The organism is Chamaesiphon polymorphus CCALA 037 (assembly GCF_003003845.1).
GTDB lineage: Bacteria > Cyanobacteriota > Cyanobacteriia > Cyanobacteriales > Chamaesiphonaceae > Chamaesiphon > Chamaesiphon polymorphus.
Map to the genome: position 1 here is coordinate 1 of NZ_PVWO01000254.1, position 8,091 is coordinate 8,091.

The 8,091-nt window shown below is 48.1% G+C and carries 10 protein-coding genes; 5 read left to right on the forward strand and 5 right to left on the reverse strand.

Annotated features, from left to right (window positions below; translation table 11 throughout):
* Positions 1 to 993, forward strand: a 993-nt coding sequence (locus tag C7B77_RS17950) for a response regulator (protein ID WP_146138383.1), incomplete at its 5' end; no start/stop codon positions are given.
* A gap of 11 nt (positions 994 to 1,004) precedes the next feature.
* On the opposite strand, the gene C7B77_RS17955 is transcribed toward C7B77_RS17950, so the two are convergent.
* From C7B77_RS17955 to cpeB, 4 genes are all read right to left on the reverse strand, one after another.
* Positions 1,005 to 1,619, reverse strand: coding sequence for a HEAT repeat domain-containing protein (locus C7B77_RS17955; protein ID WP_106307805.1), 615 nt, complete (start codon positions 1,617 to 1,619; stop codon positions 1,005 to 1,007).
* 132 nt (positions 1,620 to 1,751) lie between these two features.
* Positions 1,752 to 3,026 carry a C-phycoerythrin alpha-cysteine-82 phycoerythrobilin lyase CpeY gene (locus C7B77_RS17960; protein ID WP_106307808.1) on the reverse strand — a complete coding sequence of 425 codons (1,275 nt, stop codon included), beginning with the start codon at positions 3,024 to 3,026 and terminating at the stop codon, positions 1,752 to 1,754.
* Positions 3,027 to 3,251: 225 nt separating this feature from the next.
* Complete coding sequence (locus tag C7B77_RS17965; RefSeq protein WP_106307811.1) at positions 3,252 to 3,746, reverse strand: C-phycoerythrin subunit alpha; 495 nt, start codon at positions 3,744 to 3,746, stop codon at positions 3,252 to 3,254.
* Positions 3,747 to 3,816: 70 nt separating this feature from the next.
* Positions 3,817 to 4,371 (reverse strand): phycoerythrin subunit beta, encoded by a 555-nt coding sequence (gene cpeB, locus C7B77_RS17970; RefSeq protein ID WP_106307825.1) that lies wholly within the window; start codon positions 4,369 to 4,371, stop codon positions 3,817 to 3,819.
* Positions 4,372 to 4,678: 307 nt separating this feature from the next.
* Between cpeB and C7B77_RS17975 the strand changes: the two genes are divergently transcribed.
* The 4 genes from C7B77_RS17975 to C7B77_RS17990 all read left to right on the forward strand — a co-directional run bounded on the left by C7B77_RS17975 (position 4,679) and on the right by C7B77_RS17990 (position 7,377).
* Positions 4,679 to 4,900 carry a hypothetical protein gene (locus C7B77_RS17975; protein WP_106307828.1) on the forward strand — a complete coding sequence of 74 codons (222 nt, stop codon included), beginning with the start codon at positions 4,679 to 4,681 and terminating at the stop codon, positions 4,898 to 4,900.
* A gap of 34 nt (positions 4,901 to 4,934) precedes the next feature.
* Positions 4,935 to 5,852, forward strand: a complete 918-nt coding sequence (locus C7B77_RS17980; protein ID WP_106307813.1) for a HEAT repeat domain-containing protein — start codon at positions 4,935 to 4,937, stop codon at positions 5,850 to 5,852.
* Positions 5,853 to 5,857: 5 nt separating this feature from the next.
* On the forward strand, positions 5,858 to 6,688 hold the full coding sequence (locus tag C7B77_RS17985; RefSeq protein WP_146138384.1) for a DUF3598 family protein: 831 nt from the start codon (positions 5,858 to 5,860) through the stop codon (positions 6,686 to 6,688).
* A gap of 113 nt (positions 6,689 to 6,801) precedes the next feature.
* Positions 6,802 to 7,377, forward strand: a complete 576-nt coding sequence (locus C7B77_RS17990) for a globin family protein (protein ID WP_106307819.1) — start codon at positions 6,802 to 6,804, stop codon at positions 7,375 to 7,377.
* A 62-nt stretch (positions 7,378 to 7,439) separates the two neighbouring features.
* Here the strand turns inward: C7B77_RS17990 and C7B77_RS17995 are convergent, their stop codons facing one another.
* Complete coding sequence (locus C7B77_RS17995; protein WP_106307822.1) at positions 7,440 to 8,018, reverse strand: phycobiliprotein lyase; 579 nt, start codon at positions 8,016 to 8,018, stop codon at positions 7,440 to 7,442.
* Positions 8,019 to 8,091 lie beyond the last annotated feature (73 nt).

Below are 8,091 nucleotides of genomic sequence, written 5' to 3' on the forward strand. Positions count from 1 at the left end.
GGTACACTCGGCGTATTTGGCTTGACGGCGGCAATGTCCATCGCCCGTGAGATCGAAGTTTTACTCAATCGCCCTACTTTACTCGCTCCGACGGAGGCGAAGCAACTGCCAATTTTGCTAGCCGAACTGAGCCAGGATATCGAATCCACAGTACCCACTCAGCCACCGCCAGCAGCAACCGATCTGGATGCAGCCTCCGATCGATCGCCATTGCCCTTACTATTACTCGTCGATCTCCCGTCAAACCTAACTCAGTCCCTGACGGCAATCTCCAAACAGCGTGGCTGTCGCACCGTTACTGTGGCGACGATCGCCGATGCCAAAAATTATCTGGCTACCGCCATTGATGACCATTTACCGACAGCAATTTTAATCGGTATGGGCATCGATCGCCAAGAGTCGATTGGCGAGCGTCCGCTGTTCGATTTTATCCATCACGTCGCGCGGCAGTTTCCGGAGCGATCCGTACTGGTACTAAGCGATCGCGACGACATCCAACAACGGTTAGAGATCGTCAGACATGGTGGCAAATTTTTGGGCACCAGCGGATTGACAACGGAGCAAATCTTTCTGGCAGCTACTTCCCTACTCCAACCTGCTAACGCGATGGTAAAGGTGATGGTCGTCGATGACGATCTCGATTGGTTGCACGCACTCCCCCAATTATTAGCACCTTGGGGGCTGAAATTAACTACTCTTGCCGATCCGCTCCAATTTTGGACGATCTTGCAATCGGTGCAACCTGACGCGCTTGTCTTGGATGTTAAGATGCCAGACATCAACGGTTTTGAATTATGTCAAGTCTTGCGCAGCGACCCGCACTGGCGACACTTACCGATTTTATTTTTGACGGCAGCAAATGACCCGATCGCCCAGCAGGAAGCTTTTAACGTTGGTGCCGACGATTATCTGTGCAAGCCGATCGGCGGTGGCGAACTAGCTCAACGCATCCGCCACCGTCTGGCACGACTGCACGCCGCCCAGCTCCCCTGAGCCGGATATTTTCATTTCCGATCGCTATTGAATTTTGTCGTCATCTCCAGCCGCGATAAAGCACTCGTCGCCGCTTCTTTGACATATGAATCTACCGCTTCATCTGCTAATAAAGTATTAATAGCCGTCAAACAGCGCGGATCGTCGATCGCGCTGAGGGCATTGACGATCGACATTGCTAAGGCTGGATTGTCGGTAGTTTGCAATGCTTCGATCAAAATATCCACGATCGGCGCACCAATGACACCCATCGCCATCACTGCGGCAATATTTACCACCGGATTCGGATCTTGAAGCGCAGTCTTTAAACCCGCAATTCCTTGGGCGGGGAATGGCTCGTCGGGATAATTAATCGCTACTTGTGCGAGTGCTTTGGCAGCACTCCCTCGCACGGTGACATTTTCACTATTCAGTAGAGCTTCAACTAATGGCGGAACCGTATCGTGCCCGATCGCGCCCAAGGTTTTTACCGCCGCCCGCCGAAAGGTAGTATCCTCATCATCGAGCACGCTCATCAATCGCGGAATGGTAGTCTCGTCAGGATTCTCGACTAGTTCCCACATCGCTCGATCGCGCATATGAGGATTGGGGTGTTTGAGTTGTTGTAAGCTTTCTTCAGTTGACATAATTAATTTAATTGACAATAGACAGTTTTTACGTGCTTTAATTCCGACTTACTCAACCCAATCTACAATTTTATCTTCAATCATCTAATTGGTGCCAACAACTCAATCCTGTCAATCCTAAAATCCTGTAAATCATGGTCGCTGTTTTGATTGAGCTTTTGCTCTCACTAACCAATCGGCATCATCGGCTAAAATTTCATAACCACTATTATCGCCCAATTTTTCTAATGCCATTATTGCGGCATATTTAAGATCCCAAATTTTCGTCTCCAGACTCTTGTGCAATTCGGGAATCGCACGGACATCGCCAATTTCTGCTAGTGCGATCGCGGCAGCAGCGCGAGATTTTTGGAATTGTGGTTGGGTATTGTGGAGAGCTTCAACTAACAGATTGTAAGCTGGTGCATGTTTTAACCAGCCCATGATTTTCATGACGTGGAAGTGGGCACCATAATCATTATTTGCTTCTTCCTCATAGGCGGCAAATAATGCCGCAGGAGCCGTCTCTGGATAGCTTTCGACGATCGTTTGGGTGGCTAAATAAGCTTTACCAAAGTCGGTTTCGTATAAGTTGCGAATCAGCGCGGGGAGTTCGGGTACTCGATCGTAGCTATGTACCAGCTTTAAATCCTGCGGTCGATCGCGTAATGACTGTTCTAGATATGGTTGGATCTGGGCAAATGTCAGCGAACCGTCGCCAATTCCGGCTTCGGCGAGTGTCCGAATCCCACGTAGCCGAAATACCAAGGATACCGGACAACTCGCAATATCGGGTATCGCCGCATAATACCGCGCGTCCATCAAATCTTGAATCGATAATCGTCGTCCCAACACATTAGGATTTTGCAGCATGGCGACTACCTGCGGCATCTGAGTATAGTCCCCAGTCAAACGGCAAACTCCGGCAATAGCGGCACTCGCGATCGGTGGATCTGCGTCTTTAACAAATTTACTTATAGATGGCACCGCAGGCTGATAATTTAACTTAGTCAGCGTGTGAATCATCACCCGATAACTTTGTCCTGGCTTTTCTAGCAACTTGGTTAAGTCTGCCAAAATTTCGGGATCTTGGGTACCAATTTCGCCAATCGCCCACGCCGCATTTTCGACAGTATAACAGTCATCATCTTGGAGACAACCGTGAATGGCTGGGAGAGCATCGGCTGCTTGCAATCTTCCCAAGATTTCGATCGATTTGCGGCGCACGATCTTATTATCCAGACTCGGATCGGTTTGTTGCAATGCGCGCATCAGTGCGGCGATCGATCGATCCGTCCGAAAGTTAATTAAATGAGACGCCGCAATATACCGAGAATCATTCTCGGAGACGAGATCCTGTGGCGTATCTAAAATCTCGATCGCTCGATCTTCTGTCAGATTAAATAAGCTAAAAAAGCGGTTATCCATTGTTTACTTATATCTACGGCTACATCCCCGACTTCTTCAAGAAGTCGGGGATGTGTCTGTTATCTGTGCCTTAAATCCATCGATTTACCCAGATCGAAACAAACCCAGAGATTCTGGACAATTACTCTACCTTAACAGGCAAAGCAAAGAATCAAGAATCTCCAGGCTTGAGAGAGAGACATCTCACCTAATATTTATGATGAGATTGGCAATCTTCTTTCCAGACTAGGAAAGAGAGTTGATTGCGTAGTCGAGAAGAGCATTGTACTCAACCAATGCTTGAGCAGACATGTCGCGAGGAGCACAACCGCGATTGCGAGCGAAGCTCAAAGCTTCAACGTAAGGAGCAGTAGGTAGGCTCAAAGCACGGTAAACTTCACGTTGACCAGCAATACCCCACTCGTCGAGAGGGCCAGTACCACCAACAACTAGGCAGTATTGAACTAGACGGAGGTAGTGTTTGATGTCGCGGTGGCACTTAGCTTTGAAAGTGTCGTTGGAGTTAGCTTGACCAGCTTCGTTGAGGTAAGGATACTTTTTGATGCAAGCATCGTAAGCTTCTTTAGCAACGTTGTCGAGGTTAGCAGCTAATTTCTCAGCAGCTTCTAAACGTGCGGTCGCACGTTGGATCGAACCTTGTACTGATTCTAGATCCGAGGTGCTAGGAAAACGACCTGCTGCATCAGCAGAGGCAATTGCGGTGGTAACGACTGATTTCATTTCTAAAAATCTCCCAATGTTATAGATAGAGTACTAATTGTCGATCGATCTGCTGACGGATGGCTATTAATTAGCTCAAAGCAGAGATAACGCGATCGAAGTAGCTAGAAGCTTCAGCAACTAAAGTAGCGCAACGATCTTCTACTACAATCGCACCCATTTTGCGGAGTTTAGCACCAGCAAAAGCTTCGCTAGGATTGTCTTGAATGTGAGCAGCAGCTTGTGCTTTCATGATTTGAACGGCACGAACTGTGGAAGTAGTAGGTACGCCTAAAGCTGCATAGGTTTCTTTCAAACCGTTCAAGCAACGATCGTCGAGAACGGAAGCGTCGCCAGCTAAGAGAGCGTAAGTAACATAACGAAGAATGATTTCAGCATCGCGGAGGCAAGCAGCCATGCGACGGTTAGGATAGCAGTTACCACCAGCTTGGATCAAACCTTGGTTTTCGCAAATCATCCCAGCAACTGCGTCGGAAACCATGCAGCTAGCGTTAGAAGCGATCGCGTTTACTGCATCTAAGCGACGGTTACCACTAGCAACGAATGCTTTGAGGGCACTGAGGTCGGAAACGGTAGAAGTGCTGGCATCTGCTGAAACTACAGCTTTAGAAAAAGCGTCAAGCATGTTGCTCTCCTTAATATATTGACTATTTGTAAAAGGCGGTTGTCTATGTCGAAGCAAGACAAGATACAACATAAAAGATCGAAGGCGATCGAGTCTCATTTATGAAAAACAAAGCAATGTTTCTTTACAATCGATCGACAGGTTTTACACACCTCTTGCACGAATGCACCTGTACAATTAACTCCCTAATCCTTAGGCATCCTGAGATCTGCGCTTTAATCAATGCTTTTGTACTATTTGAATGCGTGAATTTTGCGCGGAATCTGCGAGAATTGGAAAATACGATAAAATTTTAGGAAATTCTTATATGTCGGAAGTGCCAGAAAACTACGCCCAAGAACTCGCTGAGACCATCGCTGAATTTGAGAAATATCGCGAACGGTTCCTCTCGGAAACCTTAGAAGCTGGTCAAAAAGCTAAATTGATGAAATCGCAAGTGATGGCTAGCTTGGCACCAGAATTAGCAGCGATCGACGAAAAGATTGCCGAACTGCGCCAGCAGCAAGCAAATCTGACCGCAGGTAACTAATCCTCGCCAATCATTACCATCTGTAAAATTAACCATGAGTAACCAACTCAACACCCCAGAGACATCTGGGAATGATGCGAGTCTCCAGTTTCAAGCAGAGACAGACGCACTACTTGAAAAAGTCAGCGAGCAAGTAGACTTAGAAATTTTCGATCCTCACGATGAAGAATTGCTCAAAGATCTCGTCGAACGACTCGGCGATCCGCGAGGCATTACCCGATTGCGCGTGGCAACAACTTTGGGCGAAATTGGCGAATCGGCAACGCCATTTTTGATCGATGCCCTCGCCAATCACCAGAATGTGGTAGTACGGCGTGCTGCGGGCAAAACCCTAACCATTATTGCCGATCCGCGTGCCGTCCCTGCACTAGTACACGCGCTACTCAACGACGAAGATACCGTCGTCAAAGGTTCGGCAGTGGGCGCATTAGCGCGGATGGGTGAGGCTTCGGTACCACTGTTACTAGAAATTTTGGGTTCCCCAGAGCATCCAGAGAGTACCAAAGGACACGTTGCTTGGGCATTATCCTTTATCGGCTCGGAGGCGAAAACATACCTCTATCGCGAAATTGACTCTGATTCGCCCGCAATTCGGGCGGCGGTAGTAGGCGCAATTACCAAAATTGCTCAGGAAAATCCGGAAGAACAGATCGCCTTTGACTTGCTGATTAAAGCTACCCAAGATGCCGAAGGCATGGTACGCTGCGAAGCTGCCGCCGCGTTGGGAAATCTCGCCTATCGTCCGGCACGAGTTCCGCTCTTAGAGCTACTGCACCATCCCGACTGGGAAAGTCGGAAATCGGCAGTACTAGCCTTAATGAAGCTCGGCGACAAACAAGCGATCGCGGACTTAGAAGCCGCCGCCGGGAAGGAATCTGAAGCTTCAGTTCAAGCAGTCATCAAGCTGGCAATCTCGCAACTTGCCAAAAAAATGGATGTAGATGAGTGGTAAAAACTATGAAATCTCAATGGGAATGCGTGCTGCAAAACCTCGGCGAGTGGCAGGGTTCGTTTACCCGACTCTCGCCTACAGGTGAGGAGATCGAGGATATCCCCAGTTTAATTTCCTTAACTGGGGTAGATGAAAATCGAGCGATTCATTTATCTCTGACGCGTCATTATCCCGATGCTGAGGGCATTCTCCAGCCTCAAGAGATGGCTTTCGATTTTAGCGAACCGAGTCCTGGGGCAATTTTCTTTGAGACAGGCGCGTTTTCTGAAGGTTCGATCTCTTGGCGGATGGGTGCGCTGGGGGGAGCGGAGTTTGCCTTCAAACATGAAGATCGACGGTTGCGATTGATTCCGCAATACGATGGCGATGGCAAATTTTTTCGGCTGACGCAAATTCGGGAAGGACGAGTTGGCACAAATGCCCCCGAACGTCCGCCGCTGGAGCTGGCTGACTGGTTGGGGGTTTGGCAGGGCGAAGCTGTAACACGTTATCCTGGTAGTACGCAAGTATCTGAGTCGCCAACGGTTCAAACTGCTGCGCTGACTGACGATCGAACAGTCGCAAGCTCCAGATCGATCGGATCACAAGTTACAGAATCCATCTTGACAATTGATGCATCTACTCCAACCCGCTTAACCAACCAATCCACCCAAGCGATCCTCTTACCCGATGCTGCCTACGTACTGTGCCCGACTCAATTCGTGCCTGGAGTAGCCATCGAGCTAGAAGTAGGTTGGTCGATCGAGCCAAATCTCCGCCAGCGGCTGATTCGGACATATACCGATCGAGGTGAATGGTTCAGTTTAACCTTTATTACCGAGTCGAGAAGTGGATAGTACGTAGGTTGGGTAGAGCAAAGCGAAACCCAACAGCACCAACATTGATATACAGTTAGCGATCGATATTTAATTCAGTCCAGCAACAGCGTGTTATTTTTTATGCCTAATTTATGGAACTTACTAGTACTGTTAGAGAATTAATTGTTAAAGCAAGAATTGTTAGTTTTGAGGATTGGAAATCGACTCATTCGCCAGCAATTATCGCTCTATTTCAAAGTGCTGACGATCGCCGAGTATACCTCACCGATGACGAACTCGGTAAAATTGAAGCTAACTCATCTAGTAATTTAAATCTAATTCCAATCGCTAGATTATTGCGAGATGCCGCGACAGAAATAGTTGATGATGCTCGCGCCCGAGTTTTGGCTAGCTTTCCCACCATTACGCAACCTGGGGGCGGTTTATATCCAGCAGCACGAGCCGAAGCTTGTTGGCGAGACTTCTGGCACTTTTTGCGGTGCGTTACTTATGGCATTGCTGGCGGTAGTGTGGAGTATACCAGCGACACAGGCTTGCATTATATGAACTTGTTATACCAGGAATTGCAAGTTCCTTTAGCTGCAATGGTGCTAGGCTTACAGGAATTAAAAACTGCTAGTTTAAGCAGAGTAGAGCCAGATCTACAACCAACTTTAGCTCCTTATTTCGATCGATTAATCATCAAGCTTCAGGAATTTCAAAAATAGACAATTGCACAAAAATTGAGGTAGGGGTAATTCATGAATTACCCCTACCTCAATTTTTTGCGCTATGCGGACAAATGCTTTTGCACCATTGCCTGGAGATCTGACTCGGTGGCACACCGTCGTTCCGAACAATAAGTCATCAAATACACACCATTCATCATCCGTACCGTACTCACCCGCACCCGAAAATCGTCGGTGATAAACCAGCAGCGTTCCTGTCCCTGATTGTTGTCATAGTCGGTATCGATCGTCAGAATGCCATCATCGCCAAACCAATAACGGCTGACTACCGGAATTTTCTCGACATAACCCTGGTTGCGAATCAGTTTACCCGATCGCCGCGACGCATCATTAGGCACATCGATCAACACCGCAGCTTGTTCGGGATTTGGTTCCCCTTTATCCTGATTAGCTTGCCACATAAAACTAGCTCCGCCAGCAGCTTGAGTCGGATCGATACCTTGTTGATTACAGATGCTAGCGACGCGCGGATCTGTCTGCGCCACGACAGAGATATATAAATTCGACTCTCCCGACTCATCACCAGAGCAGTCGAAGTGATGCACATTGCGCTGGGTAAACCACATTCCTTCACTTTTGGCAAAGAAATCTATCATCGTCATCGGCGGTTGGAAGAGCATGGGAGTTGGGAGTTGGGAGTTGGGAGTTGGGAGTTGGGAGAGGGGGAGAGGGGGAGAGAGGGAGATGCTTGCA